The organism is Vibrio nigripulchritudo (assembly GCF_027924785.1).
In the GTDB taxonomy this organism is placed as follows: domain Bacteria; phylum Pseudomonadota; class Gammaproteobacteria; order Enterobacterales; family Vibrionaceae; genus Vibrio; species Vibrio nigripulchritudo.
Genome location: NZ_AP027049.1, coordinates 2,869,512 through 2,885,326 on the forward strand (window position 1 = coordinate 2,869,512; position 15,815 = coordinate 2,885,326).

The window sequence follows — 15,815 nt, forward strand, 5'->3', positions numbered from 1 at the left end:
AGTCCCTATCAGGCTACGGTTTAATCACTCAAACCGTTTTGCTGTTATGGCTGTTCAACCAGAACAGCAAAGCGGTCTGTACCCATGCTTTCTTGAACTCGCTCCTCTCTAAAGAGAGGCGGGAAGGGACGTCATGGGCGTGCGCCCCTCCCCGCGAGAGAGTCGGTTTAGCCCAGCAGACTCATTGCTGCGTTTGGCGCTTGCTTCGCCTGGGCCAGAATCGAGGTGGATGCCTGTTGCAGGATCTGCGCTTTGGTCATCGACGTTGTCTCAGAAGCAAAATCGGTGTCTTTGATTCGGCTCTTCGACGCGTTCACGTTCTCGTTAATGTTGTCTAAGTTACTGATGGCGTGTCCGAATCGGTTCTGGAATGCACCCAGCTCTGCTCGGTGGCTGTCCACGTATTTCAGTGCACTATCCACTATCGCAACGGATTCCTGAGCACCCGCCACAGACGTCACATCAATGGTGTCGACCGTAACGTTCTGACCTGGGTTAAACGCCAGTTCACCTGCCAGTGCGCCACCGAAAGTGACATCACCTGTAACTTTGTTGTTCCCTGCGAAGACTTGTAATTTACCGCCTTCACCCACCGATGCTTTCACCAGGTCTGTCTGACCATTGATGTAAGTCGCCAGCTCTTCGATGTCGTCCCCTGCTTTCGCACTGATGTTCAGTGTTTGCGGGTCGCCGAAGCTGTCAGTTAGTGTGATGGTCAGGTCCGTCGCGGCATCTGGTACTGTCCAGTCTTTGTCTTTGCCGTTCGCTGCCTGGTAGCTCTTACCCCCCATCAGGGCGTTATCACTACGCATGTCTTTCAGGGTAAGCATGACCGCTTCACCATTGTCTGCACCGATTTGGAATGCCGCTGTACCGTAAGTCCCGTTCAATAGTCGGTTACCACCAAAGGATGTGGTTTCTGCGATACGGTTCAGTTCGTCATTCAGTGCGGTCACCTCTTCCTGAATCGCGATACGTTCGGCTTTGGAGTTAGAGCCGTTCGCAGATTGCAGGGACAGGTCACGCATACGTTGCAGGATATTTGTGGTTTCGTTCATCGCACCTTCGGCTGTCTGAGCGATCGAAATACCATCGTTAGCATTTCGTACCGCTACGTCCAGACCGCGGCTCTGTACGTTCAGACGGTTGGAGATCTGAAGACCTGCCGCGTCGTCTTTCGCGCTGTTGATTTTGAAACCGGATGACAAGCGTTCCATAGATAGGTTTAGGTCACTTGCTGCGTTGTTTAGGTGACGCTGCGCTGTCATTGCTGATACGTTGGTGTTTACAGTCATGCCCATGATGTAATTCTCCAGTTGAAATTTTTGTAACTAAGGACTCTCGCTCATTTTGCGTGAACCCTTTCCTCTCTCTGTACTTTCTATAACGGCTCAATTTTTATTTTCTTTAGGCAAAAATCAGCCAAAAGAAGAAAAAATAAACCTCAAAAGCACAAATCAAATCCTAATCACAAAAACAAACAATAAAGTAAGAATTATGCTCAAGATAATTGGCAGAAAGCCGATAAAAACCGCCCTATTCATCATGAGTACTTTTATTCTTGAAAATTGAGGATTGCGTTAAGCAGATCCGTTTTGCTGTTTCGGCTGTTCAACCAGAACAGCAAAGCGGTCTGTACCCATGCTTTCTTGAACTCGCTCCTCTCTAAAGAGAGGCGGGAAGGGACGTCATGGGCGTGCGCCCCTCCCCGCGAGAGAGTCGGTTTAGCCCAGCAGACTCATTGCTGCGTTTGGCGCTTGCTTCGCCTGGGCCAGAATCGAGGTAGATGCCTGTTGCAGGATCTGCGCTTTGGTCATCGACGTTGTCTCGGAGGCGAAATCAGTGTCTTTAATTCGGCTCTTCGACGCGTTCACGTTCTCGTTAATGTTGTCTAAGTTACTGATGGCGTGCCCGAATCGGTTCTGGAATGCACCCAGCTCTGCTCGGTGGCTGTCCACGTATTTCAGTGCACTGTCCACAATCGCAACGGATTCCTGAGCACCCGCCACAGACGTCACATCAATGGTGTCGACCGTAACGTTCTGACCTGGGTTAAACGCCAGCTCACCTGCCAGTGCACCACCGAAAGTGACATCACCTGTAACTTTGTTGTTCCCTGCGAAGACTTGTAATTTACCGCCTTCACCCACCGATGCTTTCACCAGGTCTGTCTGACCATTGATGTAAGTCGCCAGCTCTTCGATGTCGTCCCCTGCTTTGGCACTGATGTTCAGTGTTTGCGGGTCGCCGAAGCTGTCAGTTAGAGTGATGGTCAGGTCCGTCGCGGCATCTGGTACTGTCCAGTCTTTGTCTTTGCCGTTCGCTGCCTGGTAGCTCTTACCCCCCATCAGGGCGTTATCACTACGCATGTCTTTCAGGGTAAGCATGACCGCTTCACCGTTGTCTGCACCGATTTGGAATGCCGCTGTACCGTAAGTACCGTTCAATAGTCGGTTACCACCAAAAGATGTGGTTTCTGCGATACGGTTCAGTTCGTCATTCAGTGCGGTCACCTCTTCCTGAATCGCGATACGTTCGGCTTTGGAGTTCGAGCCGTTCGCGGATTGCAGGGACAGGTCACGCATACGTTGCAGGATATTTGTGGTTTCGTTCATCGCACCTTCGGCTGTCTGAGCGATGGAAATACCGTCGTTGGCATTTCGTACCGCTACGTCCAGACCGCGGCTCTGTACGTTCAGACGGTTGGAGATCTGAAGACCTGCCGCGTCGTCTTTCGCGCTGTTGATTTTGAAACCGGATGACAAGCGCTCCATAGATAGGTTTAGGTCACTCGCTGCGTTGTTTAGGTGACGCTGCGCTGTCATTGCTGATACGTTGGTGTTTACAGTCATGCCCATGATGTAATTCTCCAAAAAATGTTAGTTAATTCGAGCCCTGTTTCTCACGCAGAACCCATTCCTCTCTCTGTACTTTCCTTAACGGCACCCAAACCAGATACTTTAGAATTTTTTCCAATTTTCTTTAAAAACTTTTCCAAATCTAATTTTTAGTAAGTTACTAACACCAAAAAAGCACCGAAACCCATAAGATATGTTAGTAATTAATTATAAAGCTCAAAAAAAGGAGCCATTCGGCTCCTTTTAATGTTTTGGTCTTTTAGAAGTTAAGTTAACCCAGCAGACTCATCGCTGCGTTTGGCGCTTGTTTCGCCTGAGCCAGAATCGAGGTGGATGCCTGTTGCAGGATCTGCGCTTTGGTCATCGATGTCGTCTCGGAGGCGAAATCAGTGTCTTTGATTCGGCTCTTCGACGCGTTCACGTTCTCGTTAATGTTGTCTAAGTTACTGATAGCGTGACCGAATCGGTTCTGGAATGCCCCCAGCTCTGCTCGGTGGCTGTCCACGTATTTCAACGCAGTATCCAGAATCGCAACGGATTCCTGAGCACCCGCAACAGAGGTTACATCGATAGTGTCGACTGTAACGTTCTGACCTGGGTTAAACGCCAGTTCACCTGCCAGTGCACCACCGAAAGTCACGTCGCCAATGACTTTGTTGTTCCCTGCGAAGACTTGTAATTTACCGCCCTCACCGACTGATGCTTTCACCAGGTCTGTCTGACCATTGATGTAAGTCGCCAGCTCTTCGATGTCGTCCCCTGCTTTGGCACTGATGTTCAGTGTTTGCGGGTCGCCGAAGCTGTCAGTTAGCGTGATGGTCAGATCCGTCGCGGCATCTGGCACTGTCCAGTCTTTGTCTTTGCCGTTCGCTGCCTGGTAGCTCTTACCACCCATCATTTCGTTGTCGCTACGCATGTCTCGCATGGTGAGCATAACCGCTTCACCGTTGTCTGCACCTATTTGGAATGCCGCTGTGCCGTAAGTCCCGTTCAGTAGTCGGTTACCACCAAAGGATGTGGTTTCTGCGATACGGTTCAGTTCGTCATTCAGTGCGGTCATTTCTTCCTGAATCGCAATACGCTCTGATTTTGAGTTAGAGCCGTTCGCGGATTGCAAAGACAGGTCACGCATACGTTGCAGGATATTCGTGGTTTCGTTCATCGCACCTTCGGCTGTCTGAGCGATCGAAATACCGTCGTTAGCATTTCGTACCGCGACACCTAAGCCTCGGCTTTGCACGTTCAGACGGTTGGAGATCTGAAGACCTGCCGCGTCGTCTTTGGCGCTGTTGATTTTGAAACCCGATGACAAGCGCTCCATAGATAGGTTTAGGTCACTCGCTGCGTTGTTTAGGTGACGCTGCGCTGTCATTGCTGATACGTTGGTGTTTACAGTCATGCCCATGATGTATTCTCCAGTTGATTTTCCGTTATTACGGTCTCCGCCGTCGCGGAAAACCAAGCGTATTTCTCTCTCGTGCTTTTTATAACGGCTCAGTCACAAAGATCTTTAGAGAAAATTCATCGTGTCTTTGAATATTTTTTAAACATCCATTTATTCAGATAGTTGCGTGAAGAATTGGGCGTGATTTTTGAGCGAAACTGACAAAGATCCTTAGATTGATCTCACATTAATAGGTGTTATTTGATGAGGTTTATTTCGTGGCAGGGTCAGGATTATGCATAAAGACGGGCAGAAATCTCTGCCCGTGCTTCTTTTAATACTTCTGTTGGCAGGTAGTGGGCAAATTAGCCCAACAGGCTCATTGCTGAGTTTGGTGCCTGCTTAGCTTGTGCAAGAATCGATGTGGACGCTTGCTGAAGGATCTGTGACTTAGTCATTGCCGTCGTCTCCGCCGCAAAATCAGTGTCTTTGATTCGGCTCTTCGACGCGTTGACGTTTTCGTTAATGTTGTCCAGGTTACTGATGGCATGGTCAAAGCGGTTCTGGAACGCACCTAACTCAGCACGGTGGCTGTCTACGTACTTAAGCGCCGAATCAATAATCGCAACCGATTCTTGAGCACCGGCTACAGAAGTAACGTCAATACTGTCTACTGTTACGTCTTGCTTAGGTCCCATCGTCAGCTCACCGGCTAAGCCACCACTGAAAGCGAGATCACTTGAAACTTTGTTATTGCCAGCAAAGATCTGAAGCTTACCTTCTTCCCCTACCGATGCTTTTACTAAGTCCGTCTGACCATTGATGTAGGTAGCAAGCTCTTCAATATCGTCACCGTCTTTTGCGTTGATAGTCAGAGTCTGTGCCTGACCGAAACTGTCTGTCAGGTTGATAGTAAGATCAGATGCCGCCGCTGACACTTCCCAGTCTTTATCTTTACCATTGGTTGCCTGATAAGACTGACCGCCCATCATGTTGTTGTCGCTTCGCATGTCTTTTAATGAAAGCATAACGGCTTCACCATTGTCAGCACCGATCTGGAACGACTTGGTACCGTAGGTACCGTTGAGCAGTTTATTACCACCAAATGACGTGGTTTCTGCAATACGGTTCAGCTCGTCGTTTAGTGCAGTAACCTCTTCCTGAATCGCGATACGTTCAGCTTTGGAGTTAGAGCCGTTAGCTGATTGAAGAGAAAGGTCACGCATACGTTGCAGGATGTTTGTTGTTTCATCCATTGCACCTTCGGCGGTCTGAGCAATCGAAATACCGTCGTTGGCGTTACGTACTGCCACGTCAAGACCACGGCTTTGTACGTTCAAGCGGTTCGAGATCTGCAAGCCCGCAGCATCGTCTTTCGCACTGTTGATCTTAAAGCCTGAAGAAAGTCTTTCCATAGACGTTGTGAGATCGCTAGCCGCATTGTTCAGGTGACGTTGTGCCGTCATTGCCGAAACATTGGTATTTACTGTCATGCTCATGGGTATTGCTCCAAATGATTTTCCGTTGTTGCGCTTTCCGTGCAAACGGAAAACCACGTTGTTATTTTCAAGATGCAATCATTAACGACACGACATGTGTTTACTTGAGCGGATTTCGTTAAAAAAATGGATTTATTTGTTCAACTGGCTACAAATGAATCAAACGCGCTATTTCTTTCGATTTCCTTCTAAAGTTCGATTTCACTTCGCCGATACAAGCTTCTTTTTTGCCACTCAATCCCTTTAAAATAAAGGCATAAAGCCTATCAATAACAGGGTTAATTGAATGCCTTGCTTCTATATCGGACTTGCTTAAAGTAAATAAAACACCTAATAATTCCGTCAATTATTTGGCTTTACTTTAAAATACACGCCATTCTGGTTACTTTTTATTCCAAAATACAAATTTGACCTCTTTTGGCAAAAAGGCGAGCTCTTTGGCTCGCCTTGCTGGTTTGTTGAGTTCTATCTGTACAAATAGGGAGCAAGCTTTCGCTCACTAAACTCCGTCGCATCATGCCCAATCCAAAGTTCAGCTCCTGTTTGCTTCAGAATGGCATCCACTTTTTTGAAGGCGGCTACGGTTTGCTCTTTCTGATTGAATATCGGAATGGCTTTGCGTTTGTAGTTTTCACGGGTGTGGTATAGGTCGCCGGACAGAAGGATTGGACCATGCTGAGGTAAATCAATATACAGCACCTGATGACCAGGAGAGTGACCGTAAGCAGAGATAAGCACCACAGAGCCATCCCCAAACACCTGATGATCCCCTTCTATGACTTTCGCTTTTGGTTGCAGGTGCTGATAGTCGCTCAAATTGAATCCATAGTTCTGGAGCTTTTGTGTGTCGAACGCAACGTCAAATTCTGGCTTCTGAACTAACCAGGTAGAGTTTTGAAACTTGGTGGCGTTTCCAGAGTGATCCCAGTGCAGATGCGACAGTGCTATATAGTCAAAATCTTTCGTAGACACATTAAGTGTCTGCAATTGCTCAGACAGCGTTTTCTTAACGGAAAAGTGAAATGCCCCATCCATGACTTCAATGCCGTCTTTCTGCGTAATGAACTCGTCATTAATGCCAGCATCCCAAAAAAGCTTACCTTTCGGGTGAGAAATCACATAACAACTGTTCACCATTTTCAGTGGCTTCTCGCTGGTCGCCTTTGGATTAAACATGGATGGTTTTCTTGACTCAATTCGACCGCAATCCAAAACACTGACCGACACATCGACACTGCCATCGGTTGAAAACTGAGGCTGACTGGTTTGTGCAAATGACAAAGGGGACACAACTAAAGCTAGGATAAAACTTTTGATTTTCATGGTATTGACTCCTTTCACGAACGAGCCAATGGTATAGACCCAAATATGAAACTCAAATAACATAAAGAGAACGCAGCATCCCATTTTTGGGATTAATCTTGAGAGCCTTATTAATGATTAACCTAAATGACTTACGCGTTCTTAAAGCCATTGCTGATAAAGGCAGCTTTAATGGCGCGGCAGCAGTACTTGATATGCCCACCAGCACAGTGAGTCGGCGTGTTTCTGAACTGGAAAAAAGCCTGCAAGTGACTTTGGTTCAACGCACCTCCAGAACCGTCTCTTTGACAGAGGCGGGTCAACTGCTTAACCAACAGGCGTCGCCACATTTGCAGGGGTTGCTGGATAGTGTCGATTTTCTGCAGGAACAAGGGGGGCATATTCGGGGAAAGATGACTATCGTTGCGCCTATTTTCTTATCTTACTTCCGTCTTTCATCCTGGGTAGCCGAATTTCAGGGGTTGCATCCAGACCTAGAAATCGAATTTCGTATCAGCAACAAACTGGAAGATGTGTTTGGTGATCAAATCGATCTCGCCATTCGCCCCGGTCCTTTAAAAGATTCAAGCTTGATAGCCAAAAAGCTCTACGATACAAAAATGAACCTGTTTGCGAGCCCAAAGTGGCTTAAAAGCAATAAATTACCCAAACACCCAAGTCAGTTAAATAAGGTATCGGCGCTCACTATTCCATATCTCGCGAAAGACTGGCGGGTATACAAAGACGGTCAAAGCGATGTGATTTCCACCAATTATCGAATTTTCAGCAACGACTTTGGACCACTGGCGGAAGCACTGGTTCATGGAAACTCAATTGCGGTTCTCCCGCAAGTTTTTGGGGAAGAGTTTGTTAAGCGAGGTAAGTTGGTCAAACTGCTTCCAGACTATCAGGTCGAAACGCCGGGGCCTATTTACGCGGTATACCCTTCCCAAAGGGACAAATCCAGAAAAACACAGGCGTTAATCAGTTTTTTAGAAAAGAAATTTAAAGATCTTTGAGCTCGTTTAGCCAAGTAGCGTCAAAGCAATGTTGGGCGCTTGCTTCGCTTGAGCAAGAATGGTGGTACTGACTTGTTGAAGCATTTGCTGCTTGATCATCTCAACCGATTCTTTGGCAAAGTCGGTATCTTTGATTCGACTTTTTGAAGCGGCGAGGTTCTCATTAATGTTATCGAGATTGCTGATCGCATGATCAAAGCGATTTTGATACGCCCCCAGCTCTGCCCGATGGCTATCCACATACCCTAATGCTGTATCGATAACAGAGACGGCACGTTGTGCCCCGCCGACATCGGTAATGTCGATATCGTCCACGGTTTCGAGTGCAGGACCGGACATCGCAAGTTGGGCTGCCAGGCTGCCACTAAAGCTGACTGGGCTCGCAACTTCGTTAGCAGAAGCAAAAATCTGAAGCTGCCCGTCTTCGTTGACAGACGCAGACACCAAATCGGTCTGACCATTGATGTAGGTCGCCAGTTCTTCGATGTCGTCTCCGACTTTCGCTTGAATACTAATGTTAATTGCAGCACCAGCGCTGTCAGTAAAGGAGAGATTGAATTCGTTTTGCCCGGCACCAACTGTCCAGTCACTGCCAGCTTTTCCCGCGGCAATATAACTGGCGCCCCCCATGGCAAGAGTGTCAGATCGCATGCTATTCAGCGACACATTAACGGCTTCACCAGCGCTCGCACCTATCTGAAAAGCCGAACTACCGTAAGTGCCATTCAGCAGTTTTTTTCCGCCAAAAGAGGTGGTCTCGGCAATTCGATTAAGCTCGTCATTTAACGCGCTCATCTCTTCTTGAAGTGCAATTCTCTCGGCTCGACTGTTAGAACCATTGGCAGACTGGAGGGAAAGATCCCGCATTCTTTGCAGAATGTTGGTGGATTCTTTCATCGCCCCTTCTGCGGTTTGCATAATGGAAATGCCATCGTTCGCGTTTCGGACTGCGACGTCCAAACCACGCATCTGTGTTTCCAGTCGGTTAGAAATTTGCAAACCAGCGGCATCGTCTTTTGCACTGTTAATACGATTCCCTGAAGACAAGCGCTCCAGAGATTGATTCAACGCCTGAGTCGCCACCCCAAGATTTCTCTGGGCAACCAGTGCTGAAACATTAGTATTAACGGTAACTGCCATTGTTCTGCATACTCAAATTAAGGGTATTCAGCTTTATAGCGGCGGGGGCTTAAAAACCTTTAGGAAAAAATTGAATATTTTTTGTTCATGACAGGAAACGCTTATTTTCTGGCTACTTAACCTGTACTCGGGATAAGTAGCCAGAAGGACTCAGGCTAAGCCAATGCTAATTCAGAAAGCATCGCTTCAGAGGGTGCAAAGAAATACGCGCCAGTCACTGCTGAGGTAAAACGCAGCAACTGATCGGTTTTACCGTCGGTTTCACCATACATACTTTCAAGCATGGCTTTGAAGTTATGCAGTGTTTGACAGTAAGCAATAAAGAGTAACCCGTGTTCACCCGACATTGAGCCATAAGGCAGGCTGTGACGAACAATCTTCAACCCCTTGCCCTCTTCTTTAATGTCTACACGACCAACGTGGGAAGCAGCGGGTACATTATCAAGTTCGATGGAATCGGGTTTGGTTCTTCCCACCACTTTTTCCTGCGCTGATACATTGAGACGATTCCAGGCGGGCAAGTTATGAACAAAGCGCTGAACCATCACGTAACTGCCACCAGCGAAATCGCCTTCAGGGATTATCGCGACATCATGACGCTGATCCCCTTTCGGGTTTTCTGTGCCATCAACAAAATCGGTCATGTCTCGGGAGTCGAGGTAGCGGTAACCATAAGTTTCATCCACCAGCTCTACGTGCTCTGCGATGGGTGTTAAGAATTTGCGCAATACAAAGAAGTGCAGATCATGCCTGTCTGAATGACAATGAACCAGGAAGTCGACATCTGTTGCTGGTGCAATAATGTCGCCTTTGCCCAGTTCGCGGAAAGGTTCCAGTTCACCCGGCATCGGCTGATTTAATTTGGACCAGAACTGATGTGTGAAAGACACGCTCAGTTTTACATCTGCTTCCTGTTGATCATTCACTTCTTTGATTAAAGAAGGAAGAGCTTGCAGTGCAGACAAAACAGCTTGAGGTTCGCTACTGATTTTAAACAAAGAATAAAGAGCGAATGCACCTGCTTCCGGCACAATCGCGTGTTGCGGATTCGACATATTATTACTCACATTTAGTTAGCGATTATTACTCCCGCCTCTGCTTGGGGGGATATAACAAGCATAGTGCCATAAATGTAAGTCATAAAAGTGAAAGCGAAATCAAAGAACCGTGATATTTATTTCACCCATTTCAGGCTTTCTTTTAGCCTGCGGCTTTTCCAGACAAACAGAAAAAACCAGATCAGTAAAACTGCAGTGATGGAGTGAGACCAACTGAAAGCTGCACCACCCAGTTTGATTTGGTACACCACTAAAGCGAAGTGACTGACTATCAGACCTAAGGTAATCCCTCTTCCCCAACTCATTAACCGATTAATCCAGCTCCTTTCCGGGTTGCGAAAGCCAATTAACCACATCAGTAAAATTGACGGTAACCCCATGGCTAAGCCGAGATAAAGGGTGTCTTTCACCGGGTAGATCATTTCCAGCAGTTTACTTCCAGATTCTCGACTGACACCTGCAACGACAAATACAACCCATGCTTTTGCTAAAAAAAGCCAGCCTAACCATAGCCAGATAGGGGCTTTCAAATAACCATGTTTGTCGTAATCTTCAATCGGATAGCGCACTATCACCTCTGCGTTTCATAATGTTAGACTAGGGCATCACCCTCTAGGCCAAACATACCAAGCCGCGGTTCGCAATGAAACAGAAAAAAATTGTCCCATCTGCAGAAACACAATCTGAAGCCCAAAAAATTGCTAAAGCGACGCAAAAGCCCGGGCAAACTAAGGAGCAGACCAAGTTAATTGCTCAAGGAATTGAAAAAGGCATTGCACTCTACAAAAAGCAGCAGAAAGAGAGGCAACGTCAGGCAGACAAAGCCAAAAAGAAGGTTCAGAAAAGTAAGCAGCAGCAAAATTTGGTAGAAAATGATGAGCCACAAACGGCTGACGCACCCGTGCAACAAAAATCTACTAACCTTTTACCCTGGATTCTTCTGGCAGTAAGCTGGATAGGCTTTATTGCGTTCATTCTGGGTAATAAATAATGTTGAAGTTCATTGGGCGTGCAATCTTCTTGGTCAGTGTACTAGCGCTGGCGGCATGTTCTACGCCATCTCAAAGAATACAACCCAACGCCCAGCACGTTTCGGTTTATGCAGATTCTGCCGAGGTAGATAAAGCCTGTCAGTGGAAAGGCGAGTTAACAGGCAGTGAAGGTCACTGGTATTCATTTTTGTTTTTCAACAACGATGCCATGATTCAGGGCGCAGTCAATGACTTAAAGAACCGGGCTTCATCACTTGGGGCGAATCGCGTTTACTTAAACAGCCCAATCCATTTCAAAACATCTGTAACCTTCTTTGGTAACGCTTACTTTTGCCCATAAAAAATCAGCCAGCAAAACTGCTGGCTGAATCAATCCACCTTTACGCTCAATATCCCAGCGTTGATGCAATGTCTTTTTGTCTGTCTAGTACCCATTGGCTGTCAAATGGTCCCCAATCGGATAATTGGTAATAGCCATCGTTATGACGGCGTCCATCCTGTACAAACATGAGTTCAATGCCTAAGCCTGGCAATGCTTTAAGAACATCTTGAATGGTGCGTCTGGGCCAGCCAGTTTTCTCGATAAGCTTAGGAACGTTCGGTCTGTCCAGACTCTCTACTAATAAAGCCAAATATAATCGTCTTGCAAATACAGGATTCAATTCCATTGACACCTCCTACCGCTGTATTCTCTAGCCAAGGATCTTCTCCTTTGAGATCTCTGGTAATACCCCCACTCATGGTGGGAACTTCCTCATTATTGATGTTCTGGCACGTGATATGTTGCGCTTGATCAAACTTAATGAGATTGGGAGTGATTAACCTCTCGTTTATCGTACACGAAACGCTTTGCTGATAAATGAGACATTATTGCTTTCCGAGTGCCTGTTTTTAGTTATCAACTGGCCAATAAATACCGTATTTTTGCTTTGACGAGCGCTTTGGACTTGCGACCCCTTTTTAACCTGATAGGATTTGAAACCTCAAAAGTAAAAAGGAAGCAATAGCGCTATGGCAAACATCATGTACGGCATTCCTAACTGCGAGACTTTTTAGACACTTCCGTACATAAAAGCAAAATAAATATAAGTCATTGATTTTTAACGCCGTAAGCTCTGATGGCAACATAAACCAATGAGCATATAGTGTAAGTTCCGACAATCAACCAGTCTGCCTTAGGAATCGGTTCGTTCTGAAACATAGCGTACCCAATATACGCCCATGCAATCACAGTCCATAGCAAAGGGGTTAATGCTGCTCCTAACAATTCAAAATATCCTCTCTAACTAAATCATTAGGGTCTACCCTGTGAAAATCTGTTCCAAAAATAGAAAAACGACCCTAAAGACATGGTCTCTAGAGCCGTTTCATATTTGTCACTGGGCTATACCCTAAAACATCTCACTCTGAAATGTAGAGTCAGTCACTTTTGACGCCTCATACTTGTATACTCTACCAATCTCCTGACCTAACAAAAGAAAGTTATCAAGTTTAGGTGGCAATACTGTCCAGAACCTTTCGGAATGATGGATTTTGATTTGCTCACGCAGTTCCATTAAAAGCCGCCCTAATACATTCTGTCCCAGAAGCCTATCTCCTGTCACTGGAGTCGCACCCCAAAACTTGTCCTTAAAAGATATTTCAACTATATGAAGGTCTTGCGTTGCTAATAGCTCCTTAGAAAATGCATCCCAGTTCTGAGCAAGTTTGACTCTCAGGCACCATTTCATAATGAAGACTCTCCTCTCCATCCAGTCTTCTGAAGTAGCTGCATCAAAATGTCTGGCTATAGATTTGGCGTCCATCGGATTCTTCTGAGTTATTATTTTCTCTTGAATATCCGGTCTATGGGGAAAACGACAAGCTTGATAAAGAGCTTCTGAATTCGCAATGTGATAACCATTGATAGCTAGAGGGAAGCCTCTTGCCATATTGGATAGTTTCCCCCACTTTTCAGTAGTCTTGAGAAACGCAGCACTATCTGCTTTGAAATACTCTCGCTCAATACTCTTCATCATTCGATATTCAATAAGTTATTCTTGGCATCAAAGGATACCATCGGCTTAGCGGACTCCAAGAGTCAGCATTTGCATCCCCCCACCAAAAAGCCAATGGTGCATTGTTAGGGCAGTTTCTATAAGAAAATGTAGTAGCCCCAAAGCCAAATCCGTCAAGCGAGCTATACCCTAAAGGCTTCAACAAAAAATGAGGGTCTGCAGAGAATCCAATAATCCTTAGACCGTACTTAACCATTATGTTCTCAAAACGTTCTCTGCGTGAAGCCCCAAAAGTTGATGAGAAATTAAAGTTTCTATAGCTGAAAGGGTATGTAAGGCCCTCTAAAAACTGAGTAACTCCAGGTTCACCAGCCACACTAGGCATAGGCCAAAATACTTGAGCTCCATTTCGTTGAGAAACACGATTTTCTTTCACTCCAGCTCGACCTAAACATCTAAAGATAAAGTTGATATTTTTATTGGCATTGTTTGCTGCTTCGACAAGAAGATTATGGGTTTTCCATTGCCCATAAACATAATAGCCCATTACGGGGATGTAAACTGTGCAGTCATTAGGTGCAGTTGTCTCTATCCAGTCGCGTAAGTCTTGATATAGCCGATTGCCGGAGAAAACCACGTCATCTAGATACACGAACGTATTGATGTTTGCATATTGATTAACATGTATGCCAGATAAACTATGCGGCGCTCTCACACTGACATATCTCTGCATTAAAGCCACTAATTCACGCTGACTACTTCCATTTTTTTGCAAGTCTAGAAACGACATACAGTTCCAGTTTACACGCTGAATCACATACAGGTATTCAACAACTTGCTCGATGAAATTTTTAAAGTCACTAAGTGTTAAGTAGTTGCCCTTCAGTAAACGTTTAGTTTCTTCGAGCACAATACGCCTTTCAGGCTCGTCAAATTGTGCAATCCAAGTTTCGACATGTGTTGCATCGTAGTTTCTATTTTGATACTCACGAATAACAGCGGCAATTTCTTCACAAAGCTGCGGCAACGTTAACAGCGGCGGCGGTGGTGGAGGGGGTGGGGCAATCAAAGACACTATAAATCCTTAAAAACTTATGGTTTCAACCTATATACGCTAGAAAGGCTAATTCCAAGATCTTTCGCAACCTGCGATTTACTCTTGCCTTCTGCGAGCATATCTCGAATTTGAGCTTGTTTGGCTCTGGCTGTCGGTTTACGTCCTTTATATTTACCTTTCTGTTTAGCCAGTGCTATTCCTTCAGCCTGACGTTCCAAGAGAAGTTGGCGCTCAAACGTAGCGATAGCTCCAATTAGTGTTACCATTAGGCGCCCTGTTGGGCTAGAAGTATCTATTCCGAGATTTAAAACCTGAAGTGATACCTGTTTATCATCAAGAGTCTCAACAACTTCAAGTAAATGCTTGGTATTTCGCGCCAACCTGCACAGCTTAGTTATTTTGACAGTATCACCCTGCCTTACGTACTTGAGCATTCGGGACAGTTCTTCCCGTTCTGCGTTAGCACCAGATTCTTTCTCTTGGAAGATAATATCGCAATCTTTTAGTACATTTAGCTGCGCTTCAAGGTTTTGCCCTATTGTGCTAACCCTTGCATAACCTACGGTTGCCATGCTTGCTCCTTAAAAATAGGAATATGGCAAACACTTACGATAAATTTTGCCATATTTTAGTTTTAAAATCATGTAGATAATTGATGTCATTTTGCTCTACGGGCGAGAGCTTCATTTAGAATTGCAATGAGAACTTCCAAACCTCGAATAATTAAAAGTTCTAAGATAAATTGTTTGATTTTCAAGTCTATTTCCTCGCTATAAGTGAATGTGAACCCCTGAGAGTCAAAACGTCTCCACATCTTTCTTTTAACAAGCGACAATACGGATATTGAACTAGAGCAAAGCTAGTTCTTCAGCTAAATAGTGACTTTCCCAACCTGCTTCATTTGCTCGGTCAAACAGATAATCATCCATGTAATGAGCCTGTTTGGGGGAATCAAAGTTCCATTGAATGAAGCCATATGAATGGTGGGGCTCTTCATATGAGGTGTGAAAATACTCAGCTTGGTAGCTATCATCACGGTGCAGTGCGGCGTGTCTAGCTGTCGAAAATTTTCCAACCCATTTCTTTTCTTCTGCGTCCCACGCTCGAAAGTAGTCATGTACCCGTTTAACCCCGAACCAGTGCTTATAGCTAGGCTGATTATCCTTGGCTAGATTGTTTTGACGTGAACTGCATACACGCAAGTTTCCTCTGCGATTATTTAACGTATTTTGGTCTACATGGTCGACTTCTTGCCCTCGCTCAGGGCTCTCAATGAGCCTGTGAAGCAGTTTACTGTCTTGAGAGCATCTCGCTACCCAATTACCATCATTACGCTGCTGAGCGTAAAAACTGCGCTCTGAGAGCAATTCAATATCGCAAAGGTCTATCATGGCGACCTTTCGCTTTCCTAGGCTGATTAGGGCTACAAGTTGCCCTTCAACGTTAGCTATTTTTACTTCTTTAGTGTGTTTTCCGTATCCATCACGGAAGCGTTTGATGACGTTCATA

16 protein-coding genes are annotated in these 15,815 nt (G+C 45.7%); 3 read left to right on the forward strand and 13 right to left on the reverse strand.

Annotation, left to right across the window (positions count from 1 at the left end; genetic code table 11):
- Positions 1 to 167 precede the first annotated feature (167 nt).
- From QMG91_RS13140 to QMG91_RS13160, 5 genes are all read right to left on the reverse strand, one after another.
- Positions 168 to 1,301 carry a flagellin gene (locus tag QMG91_RS13140; protein WP_022549963.1) on the reverse strand — a complete coding sequence of 378 codons (1,134 nt, stop codon included), beginning with the start codon at positions 1,299 to 1,301 and terminating at the stop codon, positions 168 to 170.
- 423 nt (positions 1,302 to 1,724) lie between these two features.
- On the reverse strand, positions 1,725 to 2,858 hold the full coding sequence (locus tag QMG91_RS13145) for a flagellin (RefSeq protein WP_022549963.1): 1,134 nt from the start codon (positions 2,856 to 2,858) through the stop codon (positions 1,725 to 1,727).
- A gap of 271 nt (positions 2,859 to 3,129) precedes the next feature.
- Positions 3,130 to 4,263 carry a flagellin gene (locus QMG91_RS13150; RefSeq protein WP_022549962.1) on the reverse strand — a complete coding sequence of 378 codons (1,134 nt, stop codon included), beginning with the start codon at positions 4,261 to 4,263 and terminating at the stop codon, positions 3,130 to 3,132.
- A gap of 344 nt (positions 4,264 to 4,607) precedes the next feature.
- Positions 4,608 to 5,741, reverse strand: coding sequence for a flagellin (locus QMG91_RS13155; protein ID WP_004408391.1), 1,134 nt, complete (start codon positions 5,739 to 5,741; stop codon positions 4,608 to 4,610).
- A gap of 465 nt (positions 5,742 to 6,206) precedes the next feature.
- Positions 6,207 to 7,064 carry an N-acyl homoserine lactonase family protein gene (locus QMG91_RS13160; RefSeq protein ID WP_281826974.1) on the reverse strand — a complete coding sequence of 286 codons (858 nt, stop codon included), beginning with the start codon at positions 7,062 to 7,064 and terminating at the stop codon, positions 6,207 to 6,209.
- Between the two features lie 113 nt (positions 7,065 to 7,177).
- Between QMG91_RS13160 and QMG91_RS13165 the strand changes: the two genes are divergently transcribed.
- Positions 7,178 to 8,062, forward strand: coding sequence for a LysR family transcriptional regulator (locus QMG91_RS13165; protein ID WP_281826976.1), 885 nt, complete (start codon positions 7,178 to 7,180; stop codon positions 8,060 to 8,062).
- A gap of 6 nt (positions 8,063 to 8,068) precedes the next feature.
- Here the strand turns inward: QMG91_RS13165 and QMG91_RS13170 are convergent, their stop codons facing one another.
- The 3 genes from QMG91_RS13170 to QMG91_RS13180 form a co-directional block, all read right to left on the reverse strand.
- The gene (locus QMG91_RS13170; RefSeq protein ID WP_281826978.1) at positions 8,069 to 9,202 is read right to left on the reverse strand and encodes a flagellin; all 1,134 of its coding nucleotides are present in this window, start codon (positions 9,200 to 9,202) and stop codon (positions 8,069 to 8,071) included.
- Between the two features lie 155 nt (positions 9,203 to 9,357).
- The gene (locus tag QMG91_RS13175) at positions 9,358 to 10,257 is read right to left on the reverse strand and encodes a Dyp-type peroxidase (protein ID WP_281826981.1); all 900 of its coding nucleotides are present in this window, start codon (positions 10,255 to 10,257) and stop codon (positions 9,358 to 9,360) included.
- A gap of 119 nt (positions 10,258 to 10,376) precedes the next feature.
- A complete protein-coding gene (locus QMG91_RS13180) occupies positions 10,377 to 10,829 on the reverse strand; it encodes a DUF2919 domain-containing protein (protein WP_281826982.1) in 453 nt (150 codons plus the stop codon).
- A gap of 74 nt (positions 10,830 to 10,903) precedes the next feature.
- Between QMG91_RS13180 and QMG91_RS13185 the strand changes: the two genes are divergently transcribed.
- Together QMG91_RS13185 and QMG91_RS13190 are read left to right on the forward strand one after the other, a co-directional pair.
- Positions 10,904 to 11,251: a DUF2956 domain-containing protein gene (locus QMG91_RS13185; RefSeq protein ID WP_281826984.1), complete on the forward strand. Its 348-nt coding sequence runs from the start codon at positions 10,904 to 10,906 to the stop codon at positions 11,249 to 11,251.
- Positions 11,251 to 11,592, forward strand: a complete 342-nt coding sequence (locus tag QMG91_RS13190) for a DUF4156 domain-containing protein (protein WP_004408399.1) — start codon at positions 11,251 to 11,253, stop codon at positions 11,590 to 11,592. The genes QMG91_RS13185 and QMG91_RS13190 overlap by 1 nt, the downstream gene beginning before the upstream one ends.
- A 46-nt stretch (positions 11,593 to 11,638) precedes the next feature.
- Here QMG91_RS13190 and QMG91_RS13195 read toward each other — a convergent pair whose 3' ends face one another.
- The 5 genes from QMG91_RS13195 to QMG91_RS13215 all read right to left on the reverse strand — a co-directional run bounded on the left by QMG91_RS13195 (position 11,639) and on the right by QMG91_RS13215 (position 15,814).
- Positions 11,639 to 11,920 (reverse strand): winged helix-turn-helix domain-containing protein, encoded by a 282-nt coding sequence (locus QMG91_RS13195; RefSeq protein WP_004408400.1) that lies wholly within the window; start codon positions 11,918 to 11,920, stop codon positions 11,639 to 11,641.
- 723 nt (positions 11,921 to 12,643) lie between these two features.
- Entirely contained in the window at positions 12,644 to 13,270 is a 627-nt protein-coding gene (locus QMG91_RS13200) for an NADAR family protein (RefSeq protein WP_281826988.1), read from the reverse strand.
- A 7-nt stretch (positions 13,271 to 13,277) separates the two neighbouring features.
- Complete coding sequence (locus QMG91_RS13205) at positions 13,278 to 14,324, reverse strand: phosphoribosyltransferase-like protein (RefSeq protein WP_281826990.1); 1,047 nt, start codon at positions 14,322 to 14,324, stop codon at positions 13,278 to 13,280.
- Positions 14,325 to 14,341: 17 nt separating this feature from the next.
- Positions 14,342 to 14,878, reverse strand: coding sequence for a recombinase family protein (locus tag QMG91_RS13210; RefSeq protein WP_281826992.1), 537 nt, complete (start codon positions 14,876 to 14,878; stop codon positions 14,342 to 14,344).
- A gap of 276 nt (positions 14,879 to 15,154) precedes the next feature.
- Positions 15,155 to 15,814, reverse strand: a complete 660-nt coding sequence (locus QMG91_RS13215; RefSeq protein ID WP_281826994.1) for an HNH endonuclease — start codon at positions 15,812 to 15,814, stop codon at positions 15,155 to 15,157.
- Position 15,815 lies beyond the last annotated feature (1 nt).

Excerpts from the sequence above, each read along its gene's own strand:
- QMG91_RS13140 (WP_022549963.1), bottom strand. The coding sequence starts at position 1,301 with ATGGGCATGACTGTAAACACCAACGTATCAGCAATGACAGCGCAGCGT.
- QMG91_RS13145 (WP_022549963.1), bottom strand. The coding sequence starts at position 2,858 with ATGGGCATGACTGTAAACACCAACGTATCAGCAATGACAGCGCAGCGT.
- QMG91_RS13150 (WP_022549962.1), bottom strand. The coding sequence starts at position 4,263 with ATGGGCATGACTGTAAACACCAACGTATCAGCAATGACAGCGCAGCGT.
- QMG91_RS13155 (WP_004408391.1), bottom strand. The coding sequence starts at position 5,741 with ATGAGCATGACAGTAAATACCAATGTTTCGGCAATGACGGCACAACGT.
- QMG91_RS13160 (WP_281826974.1), bottom strand. The coding sequence starts at position 7,064 with ATGAAAATCAAAAGTTTTATCCTAGCTTTAGTTGTGTCCCCTTTGTCA.
- QMG91_RS13165 (WP_281826976.1), top strand. The coding sequence starts at position 7,178 with ATGATTAACCTAAATGACTTACGCGTTCTTAAAGCCATTGCTGATAAA.
- QMG91_RS13170 (WP_281826978.1), bottom strand. The coding sequence starts at position 9,202 with ATGGCAGTTACCGTTAATACTAATGTTTCAGCACTGGTTGCCCAGAGA.
- QMG91_RS13175 (WP_281826981.1), bottom strand. The coding sequence starts at position 10,257 with ATGTCGAATCCGCAACACGCGATTGTGCCGGAAGCAGGTGCATTCGCT.
- QMG91_RS13185 (WP_281826984.1), top strand. The coding sequence starts at position 10,904 with ATGAAACAGAAAAAAATTGTCCCATCTGCAGAAACACAATCTGAAGCC.
- QMG91_RS13190 (WP_004408399.1), top strand. The coding sequence starts at position 11,251 with ATGTTGAAGTTCATTGGGCGTGCAATCTTCTTGGTCAGTGTACTAGCG.
- QMG91_RS13195 (WP_004408400.1), bottom strand. The coding sequence starts at position 11,920 with ATGGAATTGAATCCTGTATTTGCAAGACGATTATATTTGGCTTTATTA.
- QMG91_RS13200 (WP_281826988.1), bottom strand. The coding sequence starts at position 13,270 with ATGATGAAGAGTATTGAGCGAGAGTATTTCAAAGCAGATAGTGCTGCG.
- QMG91_RS13210 (WP_281826992.1), bottom strand. The coding sequence starts at position 14,878 with ATGGCAACCGTAGGTTATGCAAGGGTTAGCACAATAGGGCAAAACCTT.
- QMG91_RS13215 (WP_281826994.1), bottom strand. The coding sequence starts at position 15,814 with ATGAACGTCATCAAACGCTTCCGTGATGGATACGGAAAACACACTAAA.